General features: G+C 66.7%; 11 protein-coding genes. 3 read left to right on the forward strand and 8 right to left on the reverse strand.

All coding sequences use genetic code 11. The features are described 5' to 3' along the window. Nucleotides 1-14: 14 nt before the first annotated feature. The 8 genes from eno to U0034_RS02730 all read right to left on the reverse strand — a co-directional run bounded on the left by eno (nucleotide 15) and on the right by U0034_RS02730 (nucleotide 10,333). A complete protein-coding gene (gene eno, locus U0034_RS02695; RefSeq protein ID WP_085225770.1) occupies nucleotides 15-1,298 on the reverse strand; it encodes a phosphopyruvate hydratase in 1,284 nt (427 codons plus the stop codon). Nucleotides 1,299-1,424: 126 nt separating this feature from the next. Then, on the reverse strand, nucleotides 1,425-2,279 hold the full coding sequence (gene kdsA, locus U0034_RS02700; protein WP_085225768.1) for a 3-deoxy-8-phosphooctulonate synthase: 855 nt from the start codon (nucleotides 2,277-2,279) through the stop codon (nucleotides 1,425-1,427). Continuing rightward, nucleotides 2,276-3,937 (reverse strand): CTP synthase, encoded by a 1,662-nt coding sequence (locus tag U0034_RS02705; RefSeq protein WP_085225766.1) that lies wholly within the window; start codon nucleotides 3,935-3,937, stop codon nucleotides 2,276-2,278. The genes kdsA and U0034_RS02705 overlap by 4 nt, the downstream gene beginning before the upstream one ends. Before the next feature lie 66 nt (nucleotides 3,938-4,003). Then, nucleotides 4,004-4,807, reverse strand: coding sequence for an alpha/beta fold hydrolase (locus U0034_RS02710; protein ID WP_085225764.1), 804 nt, complete (start codon nucleotides 4,805-4,807; stop codon nucleotides 4,004-4,006). Then, nucleotides 4,804-7,458, reverse strand: coding sequence for a DNA internalization-related competence protein ComEC/Rec2 (locus tag U0034_RS02715; protein WP_085225762.1), 2,655 nt, complete (start codon nucleotides 7,456-7,458; stop codon nucleotides 4,804-4,806). The genes U0034_RS02710 and U0034_RS02715 overlap by 4 nt, the downstream gene beginning before the upstream one ends. 49 nt (nucleotides 7,459-7,507) lie before the next feature. Continuing rightward, nucleotides 7,508-8,296 (reverse strand): TatD family hydrolase, encoded by a 789-nt coding sequence (locus U0034_RS02720; RefSeq protein ID WP_085225760.1) that lies wholly within the window; start codon nucleotides 8,294-8,296, stop codon nucleotides 7,508-7,510. A 32-nt stretch (nucleotides 8,297-8,328) separates the two neighbouring features. Continuing rightward, entirely contained in the window at nucleotides 8,329-9,060 is a 732-nt protein-coding gene (gene lolD, locus U0034_RS02725; RefSeq protein WP_102623146.1) for a lipoprotein-releasing ABC transporter ATP-binding protein LolD, read from the reverse strand. A 19-nt stretch (nucleotides 9,061-9,079) separates the two neighbouring features. After that, nucleotides 9,080-10,333 carry a lipoprotein-releasing ABC transporter permease subunit gene (locus tag U0034_RS02730; protein ID WP_085225756.1) on the reverse strand — a complete coding sequence of 418 codons (1,254 nt, stop codon included), beginning with the start codon at nucleotides 10,331-10,333 and terminating at the stop codon, nucleotides 9,080-9,082. A 184-nt stretch (nucleotides 10,334-10,517) separates the two neighbouring features. Between U0034_RS02730 and U0034_RS02735 the strand changes: the two genes are divergently transcribed. From U0034_RS02735 to prfB, 3 genes are all read left to right on the forward strand, one after another. Further along, nucleotides 10,518-11,603, forward strand: coding sequence for a regulator (locus tag U0034_RS02735; RefSeq protein ID WP_085226424.1), 1,086 nt, complete (start codon nucleotides 10,518-10,520; stop codon nucleotides 11,601-11,603). A gap of 79 nt (nucleotides 11,604-11,682) precedes the next feature. Next, the gene (recJ, locus tag U0034_RS02740; protein WP_085225754.1) at nucleotides 11,683-13,395 is read left to right on the forward strand and encodes a single-stranded-DNA-specific exonuclease RecJ; all 1,713 of its coding nucleotides are present in this window, start codon (nucleotides 11,683-11,685) and stop codon (nucleotides 13,393-13,395) included. Nucleotides 13,396-13,489: 94 nt separating this feature from the next. Next, nucleotides 13,490-14,594, forward strand: a protein-coding gene (gene prfB / locus U0034_RS02745; protein ID WP_102623145.1) for a peptide chain release factor 2 whose coding sequence is annotated in 2 segments (ribosomal slippage) — nucleotides 13,490-13,570 and nucleotides 13,572-14,594 — 1,104 coding nt in all. Because the reading frame shifts where the segments join, the coding sequence is not laid out codon by codon here. Nucleotides 14,595-14,672 lie beyond the last annotated feature (78 nt).

A 14,672-nucleotide genomic window follows, 5' to 3' on the forward strand; every position in this document is an offset into this window, starting at 1 on the left:
GGGGAGCGGCTTCGTCAACGCAGGTTGTAGAACGTCGACTTGCCCGGGTAGCTGGCGATATCGCCGAGATCCTCTTCGATGCGCAGCAACTGGTTGTACTTCGAGATGCGATCGCTGCGCGAGAGCGAGCCGGTCTTGATCTGCCCCGCGTTAAGGCCGACCGCGATATCGGCGATCGTCGAATCTTCCGTTTCGCCCGAGCGGTGCGAGATCACGGCCGTGTAGCCCGCGCGCTTGGCCATTTCGATCGCGGCGAACGTCTCGGTCAGCGTGCCGATCTGGTTGATCTTGATGAGGATCGAGTTGGCGATACCCTTCTCGATACCTTCCTTCAAAATGCGCGTGTTCGTCACGAAAAGGTCGTCGCCGACGAGCTGGATCTTTTTGCCGAGCCGATCGGTGAGCAGCTTCCAGCCATCCCAGTCGCTTTCGTGCATGCCGTCTTCGATCGAGACGATCGGGAATTTGTCGGCCAGCGTCGCAAGATAATCGGTAAACTCGGCCGACGACAACTGCAGGCCCTCGCCCGCCAGTTGATACTTGCCGTCGTGATAGAACTCGCTCGCCGCGCAGTCGAGCGCAAGCAGCACATCCTCACCCGCGCGATAGCCGGCCTTCTCGATGGCCTGAAGGATCGTCGAAAGGCATTCGTCGTTGCTGCCGAAGTTCGGCGCGAAGCCACCTTCGTCGCCCACCGCCGTGCTCATGCCACGGTCGCCCAGGATCTTCTTGAGTGCGTGAAACACCTCGGCACCACAGCGCAGCGCTTCGCGGAACGTCGGCTGGCTCACCGGGACGATCATGAATTCCTGGATGTCCAGGCTGTTGTTCGCGTGCGCACCGCCGTTGACGATGTTCATCATCGGCACCGGCAGTTGCATCGCACCCGAGCCACCGAAGTAGCGATAAAGCGGCAAGCCGGCTTCCTCAGCGGCGGCCTTTGCCACCGCCATCGAGACGGCCAACATCGCGTTGGCGCCGAGGCGCGATTTGTTGTCGGTGCCGTCGAGTTCGAGCAGCGTCTTGTCGAGGAACGCCTGCTCGGACGCATCGAGGCCCATGATCGCTTCGGAAATCTCGGTGTTGATGTGCTCGACGGCTTTCAGCACGCCCTTGCCGTTGTAACGGCCCGTTTCGCCGTCACGCAGTTCGATCGCCTCGCGCGAGCCCGTCGATGCGCCCGACGGCACCGCCGCGCGGCCCATCGTGCCCGACTCGAGCAACACGTCGCATTCGACGGTCGGATTGCCTCGCGAATCCAGAATCTCACGGCCGATGATGTCTACGATTGCACTCATGATTTCCTCTAGAGATGACGTTGAATTCCGCTTGTTCCGCTTGTTCTCGTTATTGTCGCGGCGCCGGCCCACGGCGCGGCGCCTTACGGCCCCGCGAACATCGGGACGCGCCCGCAGTCAGTCAGGTCAGTTGAAATTGTTTTCCAGCAACGGCGCGCGCTTCACCACGCTATCGAACGCGACGAGCGTCTCGAGCAGGTCGCCCATGCGCTTGAGCGGCACGGCATTGGGGCCGTCCGAGAGCGCGCATGCCGGATCCGGGTGCGTCTCCATGAACAGGCCCGCCACGCCTACCGCCACGGCCGCGCGCGCGAGTACCGGCACGAATTCCCGTTGCCCGCCCGAACTCGTGCCTTGCCCGCCCGGCAATTGCACCGAATGCGTTGCGTCGAAAACGACAGGGGCGCCCGTCTCGCGCATGATCGCAAGAGAACGCATATCGGACACCAGATTGTTGTAACCGAACGAAACACCACGCTCGCATGCGAGGAACCGGTCCTCCGAGAGGCCCGCCTCGCGGGCGGCATCGCGCGCCTTGTCGATCACGTTTTTCATGTCGTGCGGCGCGAGGAACTGCCCTTTCTTGATGTTGACGGGCTTGCCCGAGCGCGCGCAGGCATGGATGAAATCGGTCTGCCGGCACAGAAACGCCGGAGTCTGCAGTACATCGACGACGGCCGCGACCCGCTCGATTTCGTCGATCGAGTGGACATCGGTCAAGACCGGCACGTTCAGCTGGCGCCTCACTTCGCCGAGAATGCGCAGCCCCTCGTCCATTCCCGGGCCGCGAAACGACTTGCCGGAACTGCGGTTGGCCTTGTCGTACGACGATTTGTAGATAAACGGGATGCCGAGCTTTGCGCAGATTTCCTTGAGCGCGCCGGCCGTGTCGATCGACATCTGCTCCGACTCGACGACACAGGTCCCAGCGATCAGAAAGAACGGCTTGTCGAGGCCGACTTCGAAATCGACGAGCTTCATGCTTTCTCCTCGACGCGTGCCTGCCGGCAGGCGAGCGCCGCTTCCACGAACGACTTGAAGAGCGGATGACCGTCGCGCGGCGTGGAGGTGAATTCGGGGTGGAATTGAACGCCTACGAACCAGGGGTGCATGTCGCGCGGCAGCTCCATCATCTCGGGCAGGTCCTCGCTTGGCGTGCGCGCGCTGATCACGAGCCCGCCGCCTTCGAGTTCCGGCACGTAGCGGTTGTTCACCTCGTACCGGTGGCGGTGACGCTCGTTCACGTCCTTGCCGTAGATCTCTTCGGCCATCGTACCGGCCTTGATCGGGCAGCGCTGCGAACCGAGGCGCATCGTCCCGCCGAGATCGGACTCCTCGGTGCGTTTCTCGACACGGCCTTCGCGGTCGTACCACTCGGTGATGAGCGCGACGACGCGGTGCGGCGTGTGCGGATCGAACTCGGTGCTGTTCGCATCATCGAGGCCGACGACGTGGCGCGCGAATTCGATGACGGCGAGCTGCATGCCGAGGCAGATGCCGAGATACGGCACCTTCGCCTCGCGCGCATAGCGGATCGCGGCGATCTTGCCTTCGGTGCCGCGCCGCCCGAAGCCGCCCGGCACGAGCACGGCATCGAGATGCGCCAGGCTCGCGACGCCCTCCTGCTCGATCTGCTCGGAGTCGATGTATTCGATGTTGACGCGCGTGGACGTATGCACCGACGCATGACGCAGCGCCTCGATCAACGACTTGTACGATTCGGTCAGGTCGACGTATTTGCCCACCATGCCGATCGTCACTTCGTGCTTCGGGTGCTCCAGCTTGTCGACGATGCCGGACCACATCGAGAGATCGGCCTCCTTCGGCGAAAGCCTCAACTCCTCGCAGATGATCTGGTCAAGCCCCTGATCGTGCAGCATCTGAGGGATCTTGTAGATGCTGTCCACGTCCCATACCGAGATTACGGCGTCTTCGGGCACATTCGAGAACAGCGAGATCTTCTGGCATTCGTCGTCCGGAATACGGCGATCCGCGCGGCACAACAGCACGTGCGGCGAAATCCCGATCTCGCGCAGCTTCTGCACGCTGTGCTGCGTGGGCTTCGTCTTCAGTTCGCCCGCCGTCGCGATGTACGGCACGAGCGTGAGGTGCACGAAGCAGGCGCTGTTGCGGCCGAGCCGCAGGCTCATTTGCCGTGCGGCCTCGAGAAACGGCAGCGATTCGATGTCGCCGACGGTACCGCCGATTTCCACGATCGCCACATCGGGTTCGCCGCAGGTCGCCGATGCGGCGCCGCGCTCGATGAACGCCTGGATTTCGTTCGTGATGTGAGGAATCACCTGCACCGTCTTGCCGAGATAATCGCCGCGGCGCTCCTTGCGGATCACCGACTCGTAGATCTGGCCCGTCGTGAAGTTGTTGGCCTTGCGCATCTTCGTGCTGATGAAGCGCTCGTAGTGGCCGAGGTCCAGATCCGTCTCCGCGCCGTCTTCCGTCACGAACACTTCGCCGTGCTGAAACGGGCTCATCGTGCCGGGATCGACGTTGATGTAGGGATCGAGCTTGAGGAGGGTGACTTTGAGGCCGCGCGATTCGAGGATCGCGGCGAGAGAAGCGGCGGCAATGCCCTTGCCGAGGGACGACACTACGCCGCCGGTGACGAAAACATATTTGGTCATCGCTGAATGCTCGCGGGAAAAACGGATTATACCGTAAAGCCCCGCTCGATCCGCATCGTGCGATGCCTAGCCACCGGCGCGCAGCAGGCGCAGCATCCTCTGCACGGCGCGTGCCGTTTCGATCGGTTTTTCCATCGGAAAGAGGTGTGAACCCTCGAGCCATTCGAGCCGCCCGAGCGCCGCGCGGCGCGTCGCCTCGAGGCCGACCTGCCGGATCTCCTTCGAGCGAGTGCCCGCGACGAAACCGACCGGCACGGGCGCGCCGTGCGCAAGCCGCGCCCCCAAGGTGCGCGGCAGCGTCCGATAGATCAGATATTCCGTCTGGCGATCGAACGCGAGCGTACGCGTGCCGTCGGGCGCGACCTGAGGAATGCCGAAGTCCACGTAATCGGACAGGACACGCTCGTCCCAGCGCGCGAACGCCGGCTTCGTGCGGAAATGGCGCCACGCTTCATCCCGGCTCGCCCACTGCGTGCGGCGCTTGCGCGTGGCCGCAGCCGGCGACAGCCGCTCGTCGAGCCCGGTCCACTGCGATACGCGCAGCACGTTCGCACGCCAGCCCGCAACGACAGGCGAATCGAGCATAACCACACCGCGCACGCTCTGCGGCCGCTTGAGTGCCGCCATCAGCGACAAATAGCCGCCCAGCGAATGGCCCACGAGCCACACAGGCGCCTCGAAGCGGCGGTCGATGTCCTCGATCAGTTCCTCGACCAGATGGGGCCAGTCGTTCGTGACCGGGTAGCGCGGATCGTGGCCGATCCGCTCGATGAAACGCACCTCGTAGTCGTCGGAAAGCTCGGCGAAGATCGTCCGGTAAGTCGATGCCGGAAAACCGTTCGCATGGGAAAAGTGAATCACCTCTTTCACGCCTGGCTGCCTCCTGGTTCGCTCGACCGGCGCGGCACGCGGCCGGCCTCGTTCGTTTCGTTCTCCCGGCCCTCCATCCAGTACCGTCGGTGCGTATCGCGGTGGCGCTCGAGCGTCGGCCCGTGCGGCGCGACTTCGACGCGCACGGCGCCGTCCCGATCGGTTCGCGCGAGCTCGATGCCGCGCGCGGCAAACCTCGACCATACGGCAGGATGGGGATGGCCAAAGCGATTGCGATAGCCTACCTGAAATACCGCGATGCGCGGCTTCACCGAGTCGAGGAAAAGCTCGGTCGACGATGTCTTGCTGCCATGATGCGCAACGATCAGCACCTCGGCTTTCAGTGCGTCGGACGCGCGGGCGACGAGCCTGCGCTCGACAGCGGCATCGATATCGCCCGTCAACAGCGCCCGCCCGCCGGCAGCCTCGACCTTGAGCACGCAAGACTGCGCGTTGGCCTTGCCCGGCAACGGCCCGGCTTCGGGCCACAGCACGGAGAAGTCGACCCCGTCCCAGCGCCAGCGTTGTCCGGCCACGCAGCGCAACGCGTCGGCTCCCCACGCGCGCGCCTCGCGCCACAACGTGCTCTCCGGCGGCAGCCCGCCCATCAGTTGCAGCACCTGCGCGTCGGCAAGGACCGCCGGCACGCCGCCCGCGTGATCGGCATCGCCGTGGCTCACGACGATCGCGTCGAGCACCGGTACGCCGTTCGCGCGCAGATAAGGCGCAACGATGCGCTCGCCGGCGTGCGTCGACTCCGGTCCCGGCCCCGCGTCGAACAGCAATGCGTGACGCGCCGTTTCGACGAGGATGGCCGAGCCCTGCCCGACATCGAGGGCGGTCAGCCGGAAGGCGCCATGCGGCGGCCCGGACGGCACGGGCCAGACGAGCGGCAGCCAGGCGAGGGGTGCCGCAATGCGCAGCGGCCAGCCGCGCGGCATCAGGACCCAGACGACGCCGAGCGCCGCCAAGGCCATCGCCCACACGGACGGCCGCGCGATCCGCCACTGCGCCCATGCCGGCTCGGCGAGCCGTTGCAACAACCGCATCAACGGCGCGAGCAGCGTATGCGCGAGCTCGAACGCCGCCGCGTCGAGCGGTGCCGGCAGAATGACGGCGACGATGACGAGCGGCGTCACGAGCGCGCTGACCCACGGCACAGCCAGCGCATTCGCCGCCGGCCCGAGGAGTGGAACTTCCGAAAACCAGTAGGCCGTCAACGGCGCCAGCCCGATCGTCACCGCGTATTGAGCATGGCATGCCGTGGCGATCCGCTCTCGCATCGTGGCCGCATGCCGACGCGCGAGCAGACACCATCTGCGCCACCACTCGCCATCGGTGCGCGCTCCATCACCCATATCGTCGGCATCGAACCCGCACGCACCTGCGAGCTCGCCAGCACGAGCGGACCGCATTCTCGTTTGCAACGCGAACGAGATGACCGCGACCGCCCCGAACGACAGCCAGAACCCCGGGCCGAGCACGGCCCAGGGATCGACGAGCAGCACGAGCGCCGCGGCCCATGCGAGCACGACCGACGGTACGACGTTGCGCCCGAGCGCGAATGCGGCCGCGACGACGCAGAGCATCCAGAACGCCCGCTGAGCAGGAACGTTGAAGCCCGCGAGCGCCGCGTAGAACGCCGCGCAGAGCGTGCCCGCCAGCACTGCGACGAGCGGCACGGGAACGACGAGCGGCCATTCGAGCGCCGAGCGGCGTGCGAGAAAGCGGCCGATCAGGCACGAGCGGCGCCACAGCCATGCCGAGACGCCGGCGGCGATGCCGGCCACGAGCCCGATATGCAGACCGGAAATAGCGACGAGATGACTGGTGCCCGTGCGCCGCAGCGCGGCGCGGTCTTCCGCGCCGATCGCCTCCTGGGCGCCGATCGCAAGCGCCGTCACGATGCCGCGATGCGCGGCCTTGCCCAGCACGGCGTCGATGCGTTCCGCAAGCGCCATGCGGCGGCGGTCGATCGCGGACGGCAGCCCGCCCTCCCCGCCCGCCAGACGCCGCGCCGCCGAAGGGGCGACGACAGCCCCCGCGGCACGTACGCCGCGCGCGAAGAACGCTGCCTGAGCATCGCGCCCACCGGGGTTCGCATTGCCGTAAGCGCGCTTCAAACGTACGGTCAACTGCCAGCGATCGCCGGGTACGAGCGGCGGTGCGAGACCCGCCCGCTGCGGCCAGCTCAGTTGCACGCGCCGCGGAAAATGCGGCAAGCCGGTGCGCCGGCGCGCGTCCTCGACGTCGACCGCCAGCACGAATCGTACATGGCTGCGCTCGCGCACCGGCAGCCCCCGCACATGGCCGACAAGCACGAGTTCACGTCCCTCGAGCGCCTCCGGCAATGCGTCGCGCATGCGCAGATCGGCTCGCCATGCCGCGTAGCCGTAACCGGCCAGCGCAGCCGCAGCGGCGAACGCGGCAAACGCGGCGAGCGGTGCCGCCGAGCGCATCGCCCCGAGCACGCCGCGCGAGGTTTCGCCCCACGGGTGCCGTCTCCGGCAGAGTGTATCCACCGCGCAACCCGCGGCCACCAGCGCAGCGAACGAAATCGCGCCCAGGCACCACGCGAGCGTGCCTGGCAGCGTAGGTTGCTGCTGTAACAACACGACACCGAGCGCGAAAGCGCAGAGCACGAGCCGCATTCATCCCCCGTTCGCAAGCACCCGTTCGCGGGCGCCGTGGAGCGGACGATTATGCGGACGAAACGGCGAGCCGCGGCAATGCGGCGAGCGCGTTGGCCGTCGTGCCGACGGCCAACTGGCCGACTGTGAGGCCGCGCAGTTCGGCGATCACAGCGCCGATCGCGGCGGTCTGATCGGGCGTGTTGCGCGCCTTGTAGCGCCAGGCGGGCGGAATATCGGGCGAGTCGGTCTCGACGACGAGCGCCTCGAGCGGCAGCTCGATCGCAAGCCGCCTGATCTGTCGCGCGCGCTCGAACGTGACATTGCCGCCAAAGCCAAGGCGCATGCCCTGATCGATGAACGCGCGAGCCTGCTGGAAGCTGCCGTTGAACGCATGGGCGATGCCTTGCTTCACGCCGGCCGCGCGCAAGCCCTTGAGCACGAGGTCCTGCGATTTGCGCACATGGCAGATGACGGGCAGCTCGAACTCGCGCGCGAGCGCGAGCTGGGCTTCGTAGAAAAACCGCTGACGCGCATCGTCGACGTCGGGCATGAAGTAGTCGAGGCCGATCTCGCCGATGCCGACGAAGCGCGGGTCCTCGAGACTGCCCTCGATTTCGCGCCGCAGCACGGCGAGATCGTCCTCATGCGCATCGCGCGTGAAGAGAGGATGAATCCCCAACGCATACGCACCGCCCTCGATACGATGTGCGAGCGTGCGAACCGAGCCGAAATTCCCGCGCCCGACAGCCGGAATCACGATGCGCGACACGCCCGCCTGCACCGCGCCGCGCGCGACCGCGTCGCGGTCGGCATCGAACTCGGCGGCGTCGAGATGGCAGTGCGTATCGATCCACATGGCGCAAACTCGCTTGAAGGCCGGCTGCCGCGTCAGACGGGCACCGGCGGGTCCTCCCGCAACACCCCGTCGCGCAGCCGCAGCGTACGGTCGCAGCGCGCGGCGAGTTCGGGATCGTGCGTAACGATGACGAAGCTCGTCTCGAGCTTTTCCGACAACTCGAGCATCAGGTTGAAGACCGTATCGGCCGTGCCGCCGTCAAGGTTGCCGGTAGGCTCGTCGGCCAGCACGCAGGCGGGCTTGGCAACGAGCGCGCGAGCGATCGCGACCCGCTGCCGCTCGCCACCGGAGAGCTCTCCCGGACGGTGTTTCGCGCGATGGGCGAGGCCCACGCGCTCGAGCATCGCTAGTGCATCGCGTCGCGCGTCCTCCGTCGGCAGGCGGCGGATGCGCAGCGGCATCGCCACGTTGTCGAGCGCGCTGAACTCGGGCAGCAAATGGTGGAACTGATAGACGAAGCCGAGCGCCCGGTTGCGCAAGTCGTTGCGTTCGCGCTCGGCCAGTTGCGTGAATGGTTTGCCCAGCAGGGCTACCCGTCCCGCGCTCGGCTCGTCGAGCCCGCCGAGCACGTGCAGCAGCGTGCTCTTGCCCGAGCCCGACGCGCCGACAATCGCGACCTTTTCCCCGCGGCGCACGGACAGATCGGCGCCGCTCAGCACCTGGACGTTCAGGCCGCCCTGGACGAACGACTTGGCGATGCCGGTGGCCTCCAGCACGCTCGCGCCAGCGCCCACCTCTCCCGGCCGTGCCGAGCCGGCCGCCATTGCTTGATCGGTCATGAGCTCACTCATAGCGCAGCGCCTCCGCCGGACGGACCTTCGCACCGCGCCAGCTCGGATAGAGCGTGGCGAGCGTCGACAATACGAAGGCGATGAGCCCTATCTTGATGACGTCGCCGGGCACGAGCTCCGACGGCAGTTCGCTGATGAAATAAACGGATGGCGGCAGAAACTGCACGCCGAGCAAATGCTCGATCATCGGCACGAGCCACGGAATGCTCCAGGCGATCAGCGTGCCGAGTGCGACGCCCGTTGCCGTGCCCGCGAAGCCGATCGTCATGCCCTGCACGACGAAGATCTTCATGATCGAGCCCGGGTGAGCGCCGAGCGTACGCAAGATGGCGATATCGGCCTGCTTGTTCGTCACCGTCATCACCAGCGAGGACACGAGATTGAACGCCGCCACTGCGATGATGAGCGTCAGTATGATGAACATCATGCGCTTTTCGATCTTGACCGCCGAGAACCACGTCTTGTTCTGCTGTGTCCAGTCACGGATATAGAGTTCGCCCGACAACGTGTGCGCCAGCTCCTGGGCAACGCGCGGCGCCTGCTGCATGTCCTTCAGGCGCAGCCGCACGCCCGTGGGCGCGCGCAGCCGGAAAAGCGCCTCGGCATCGTGGATGTTGACGAGCGCGAGCGAGCTGTCGTACTCGTAGTGGCCCGACTGGAACACGCCCGCCACCGTGAACTGCTTCAGGCGCGGCAGCATGCCCGCCGGCGTCATCGAGCCCTCGGGCGCGACGAGCGTAATCCTGTCGCCCACGGCGACGCCCAGGGCATCCGCGAGATCGGCGCCGAGCACGATGTTGAACTGGCCCGGCACGAGATCCGTGAGCCGCCCTGCCTTCATTTCCTTGCCGATATCCGACACCTGCGGTTCGAGCGACGGCTCGACGCCGCGCAGCGCCACGCCACTCACAGCATCCTGGCGCGTGAGCAGTGCCTGCGCATCCACGTACGGTGCGGCGCCTATCACCTCGGGGTTGCGGCGCGCCTCCTGAGCCGTCAACTGCCAATCGGGCATCGCGCCGCCCGGCGAGAAAATCTGCACGTGCGCGAGCACCGAAAGCATCCGGTCGCGCACTTCCTTCTGGAAGCCGTTCATGACCGACAGCACGACGATCAGTGCGGCCACGCCGAGCGCGATGCCCGACATCGACACGAGCGCGATGAACGAGATGAAGCCGTTGCCGGTCGTGCGCTTGCCGGCGCGTGTGTAGCGCCAGCCGATTTGCCATTCGTAGGGGAGTTTCAAGCGAGTCCTTAAATCCGTTGCTGGCCAGGCAAGCCCCGCGTTGCAATGCGCATGCCGCATGTCGGCGGGAGTGAGCGCTTGCGCGGCCCCCCGCCCCATGGCGATCGACGAGGGCGCGCAAACGCCCGCCCCGATTCTCGCCGCCCGTCGGGTGTTGCCTGACAAGGGCGCAGTTTGCCATACAATGCGCACCATCATGCACGTCAACCGTCTTCACCTGCTGCTGCCGTTCGCGCTGCCCGCCGCCGCCGACGCGGCAACCGCGCTGCACAACCTGCAAAGCCCCGCGCTCGACAAGCTGCTCGCGCGCGCCGCACTCACGGAACGCGTGGCCGGCGAGGATTTCCAGCGCACCCTGCCCCACGAGCGCTGGATAGCGCGGCAGTTCGGCGCCGTCGACCCAAATGCCGTCGACGAAGCGCCGCTTGCGCCGTACATGCTGCTCGCCGACGGCGGCTCGCCCGGCGACGCCGTCTGGGCCTGCGTGGAGCCCGTCCACGTACGCGTCGCCCACGACCATCTCGTGCTGATCGATCCGGACGCGCTCGGGTTGGCCGACGATGAGGCTGCCACGTTGCTCGCCCTGGCCAGACCGCTCGTCGAGGAACTCGGCGTCCGCATCGAGGCGCCTACGCCCAAACGCTGGTATCTGTCCGGCGAGGCGCTCGGGCGGCTCGCGAGCGCTTCGCCGCTGCGGGCGAGCGGCCGCAGTATCGAGATCTGGCTGCCGCACGACGCTCATACCGGGGCTCGCTCGCGCGCCTGGATGAAGCTTCAGAACGAGATCCAGATGACCTGGTTCGAGCACCCCGTGAACGAAGCGCGCGAGACGCGGGGGCTGCCTGCGGTCAACTCCCTCTGGCTGCACGCGCAAGGCGCCGCCGCGCGGTTGCGCAGCCCGTTCGCACGCGTATTCTCGGATGCCCCGGCCACGCGCGGGCTTGCGCACGCGGCGGGCGTCGCGCTCAGCGGTGCGCCCGCGACCTTCGATGCACTGCGGGCGGCGGAACCCGGGAGCGGCGCGACGCTCGTCGAACTGGAGCGCTTCACCGCACCTTTCGTGCGACAGGACTGGGCCGGCTGGAGCGATGCGCTCGCCGCGCTCGAGCGCGAATGGTTCGCGCCGGCGCTCGCGGCGCTCGAGGCGGGTCAGATCGGCACACTCGCCCTCACGCTCGCGGGCGACCATGGCTCGGCCACGCTCACCGCCGCACGCGGCGACCTGCGCCGGTTCTGGCGCCGCCGCGTACTCGCCTCGCTTTTCGAATGATCCGCGATCGCGTCCCCGCCATACCGTTCGCTGCGAGCGGCGGCGGCGTGCAATCGCCCCGTGCTTTTCCGAGTTTTCCATGACACGAATCGTGACCCGCGCGTCGTCGCCCGCCGACGTCGCCGCGCTTATCCGCCACGGCCTGCACCCTGTACTGGCGCGGCTATACGCCGCGCGCGGCGTGCGCATGCCCGCGGAAATCGAGACGGCGTTCACGCGTCTGACACCGCCCGTGGCGCTCAAAGGCGCTAGCGAGGCGGCCGAACTGTTGGCCGAGGCAATCGAACAAAAACGCCGCCTGCTCGTCGTGGCCGACTACGACTGCGACGGCGCGACGGCCTGCGCCGTGGCGGTGCGCGGCCTGCGCATGTTCGGCGCCAATGTCGACTTCCTGGTGCCGAACCGCTTCGAGTACGGCTATGGCCTCACGCCCGAGATCGTCGAGCTGGCGGCCAGGCGCTCGCCCGATCTGCTCATTACCGTGGATAACGGCATAGCCAGCGTCGACGGCGTCGCAGCCGCCCGCGCGCACGGCATCGACGTGCTGGTAACCGACCACCACCTGCCCGGCGAGGCACTGCCGGCAGCACGCGCGATCGTCAATCCGAACCAGCCCGGCTGCACCTTTCCGAGCAAATGCATCGCCGGCGTCGGCGTCATGTTCTACGTACTGCTCGCGCTGCGCGCGCATCTGCGGGCTCAGGGCGCGTTCGAGACCGGGCGTATGGCGGAGCCGCGGCTCGACGGGCTGCTCGATCTCGTCGCGCTCGGCACGGTGGCCGACGTCGTCAAGCTCGACGGCAACAACCGCGTGCTCGTCGCGCAAGGACTCGCTCGCATTCGACGTGGCCGCATGCAGCCCGGGGTGGCCGCGCTCTTTCGCGCCGCGGGCCGCGAGGCGCGCGTCGCCTCGGGGTTCGACCTCGGTTTCGCGCTCGGCCCCCGCCTGAACGCCGCGGGACGGCTTTCGGACATGTCGCTCGGCATCGAGTGCCTGCTCACGGACGATCCGGGCCGCGCCTGGGAGCTTGCGCAGCAGCTCGACGCGATGAACCGCGAGCGGCGCGAAATCGAAGCCGGCATGCAGGAACAGGCGCTCGTCGATCTCGCCGCGCTCGATCCCGACGGCTCGACGACGATCACGCTTTTCAACCGGGAATGGCACCAAGGCGTGATCGGCATCGTGGCGAGCCGGCTCAAGGAAAAATTCCACCGCCCTGCCTTCACGTTCGCGCCGGCCGACGCAAGCGGCGCGTTGGCGCGAGGGTCGGGGCGCTCGATCGCGGGCTTTCATCTGCGCGATGCGCTCGATCTCATCGCCAAGCGCGAGCCGGGCCTGCTCGCGAAGTTCGGCGGGCACGCGATGGCGGCGGGCGTCACGCTCGCGGCGGCGGACGTGCCGCGCTTCGCGGCTGCTTTCGAGGCGGTCGGGCGCGAACTGCTCAGCGACGACGCACTCGCGCGCATGGTCGTGACCGACGGCGATCTCGAAGACGCCTACTTCACACCCCAGGTGGTGGAGATGCTGGAAGCGGCGGTCTGGGGCCAGGGATTTCCGGCGCCTACGTTTTCCGGCGATTTCGAGGTGGCCTCGCAGGCCCTCGTGAAGGACAAGCACCTGAAGCTTCAGCTTTTACGCGGCCGACAACGGTTTCAGGCGATCTGGTTCAATCACACCGAGCCGTTGCCGGCGCGTGCGCATATCGCCTACCGTCTCGCAAGCGACAGCTGGAACGGCGTTGCGCGCGTACAGCTCATCGTCGAGCATGCGACGGAGGTCGCCGCCGCATGACATGACGTAGCGGCGGCGCCAGAGCGCGGGATTCCGTGCGCGACGTGTCGATCGGCTATAATTTCCCCTTTTGGCGAAGCAAAAGCAGATCGACATGGAAGCGGAACGTCTGAACGCGATCGAAAGCTCTATTGCGGACCTGCGCCGGCGCGCGGGCGAGCTACGGGGGTATCTTTGACTACGACGCCAAAGCTGCGCGTCTAGCCGAAGTCAACAAGGAACTCGAAGACCCGAACGTCTGGAACGATTCCAAGCACGCCCAGGCCCTGGGCCGTGAAAAGAAGATGCTCGAGGGCGTCGTACTGGCCCTTTCCTCGCTCGACAACGACCTGCGCGACGCGCAGGATCTGTTCGACATGGCACGCGAAGAAAACGACGAGGACACGCTCGTTGCGTGCGAATCCGACGCCGCCGCGCTTGAAACGCGCGTTGCCGACATGGAATTCCGCCGGATGTTCGCGAATCCGGCCGATCCCAACAACGCGTTCCTCGACATTCAGGCCGGCGCGGGCGGCACGGAAGCCTGCGACTGGGCCGCGATGCTGCTGCGCCAATACCTGCGCTACTGCGAGCGCAAGGGCTTCAAGGCCGAAGTGCTCGAAGAGTCCGAAGGCGACGTGGCCGGGATCAAGAACGCGACGATCAAAGTCGAGGGCGAATATGCCTACGGCTTCCTGCGTACGGAAACGGGCATTCACCGGCTCGTGCGCAAGTCGCCGTTCGATTCGTCGGGTGGGCGTCATACGTCGTTTTCGTCCGTGTTCGTCTACCCGGAAGTCGACGATTCGATCGAAGTCGACATCAACCCGGCGGACCTGCGCATCGATACCTATCGCGCTTCCGGCGCGGGCGGCCAGCACATCAACAAGACCGACTCGGCCGTGCGCATCACGCATATTCCGACGGGCATCGTCGTGCAGTGCCAGAACGACCGCTCGCAGCACCGCAACCGTGCCGAAGCCATGGCGATGCTGAAATCGCGCCTTTACGAAGCCGAGCTGCGCAAGCGGCAAGCCGAGCAGGACAAGCTCGAATCGAGCAAGACCGACGTGGGCTGGGGCCACCAGATCCGTTCGTACGTGCTCGACCAAAGCCGCGTGAAAGACCTGCGCACGAACGTCGAAATCAGCAACACGAAAGCCGTGCTCGACGGCGATCTCGACGAATTCATCAGCGCGAGCCTGAAGCAAGGCGTTTAAGCGCCGAGTGACTCATTCGCCGGCAGGGGCACCGTGCGGCAAGTGCCTCGCCCCTGCCGGCACCGGGACGGCGCCACG

The organism is Trinickia caryophylli (genome assembly GCF_034424545.1).
Classification (GTDB): Bacteria; Pseudomonadota; Gammaproteobacteria; order Burkholderiales; family Burkholderiaceae; genus Trinickia; species Trinickia caryophylli.

Coding starts and splice junctions, on each gene's coding strand:
- eno (WP_085225770.1), bottom strand. CDS start 1,298: ATGAGTGCAATCGTAGACATCATCGGCCGTGAGATTCTGGATTCGCGA.
- kdsA (WP_085225768.1), bottom strand. CDS start 2,279: ATGAAGCTCGTCGATTTCGAAGTCGGCCTCGACAAGCCGTTCTTTCTG.
- U0034_RS02705 (WP_085225766.1), bottom strand. CDS start 3,937: ATGACCAAATATGTTTTCGTCACCGGCGGCGTAGTGTCGTCCCTCGGC.
- U0034_RS02715 (WP_085225762.1), bottom strand. CDS start 7,458: ATGCGGCTCGTGCTCTGCGCTTTCGCGCTCGGTGTCGTGTTGTTACAG.
- U0034_RS02720 (WP_085225760.1), bottom strand. CDS start 8,296: ATGTGGATCGATACGCACTGCCATCTCGACGCCGCCGAGTTCGATGCC.
- lolD (WP_102623146.1), bottom strand. CDS start 9,060: ATGGCGGCCGGCTCGGCACGGCCGGGAGAGGTGGGCGCTGGCGCGAGC.
- U0034_RS02735 (WP_085226424.1), top strand. CDS start 10,518: ATGCGCACCATCATGCACGTCAACCGTCTTCACCTGCTGCTGCCGTTC.
- recJ (WP_085225754.1), top strand. CDS start 11,683: ATGACACGAATCGTGACCCGCGCGTCGTCGCCCGCCGACGTCGCCGCG.